Annotated in this window: 1 protein-coding gene; it reads left to right on the top strand. The window is 37.8% G+C overall.

The window, feature by feature from the left end; genetic code table 11:
• On the top strand, positions 1-196 hold a 196-nt coding region (locus F1003_RS17160; RefSeq protein WP_235898447.1), incomplete at its 5' end, for a hypothetical protein.
• Positions 197-230 lie beyond the last annotated feature (34 nt).

The following is a 230-nucleotide window of genomic DNA, read 5'->3' as shown; positions in this document are numbered from 1 at the left end:
GTGTAATATAATATCTAGTGATGAGTTGGCAAGAACAATGCCGGTTAATCCGCCTACAGTAAATAAGAAAATGAAGCCTAAGGCTCAAAGTATAGGGGCGTCTCATTTAATTGTTCCACCATGTATTGTGGCTAATCAGCTAAATACTTTAACGCCCGTAGGAATAGCGATAATTATTGTTGCTGATGTGAAGTAAGCTCGAGTATCTACGTTAAGGTCAACAGTAAATA

Origin of the sequence: Winogradskyella ouciana (genome assembly GCF_009709615.1) — a bacterium.
In the GTDB taxonomy this organism is placed as follows: Bacteria; Bacteroidota; Bacteroidia; order Flavobacteriales; family Flavobacteriaceae; genus Winogradskyella; species Winogradskyella ouciana.
The sequence above is the reverse complement of the archived record's forward strand: the minus strand, read 5'-3'. Positions and strand labels throughout refer to the sequence as shown.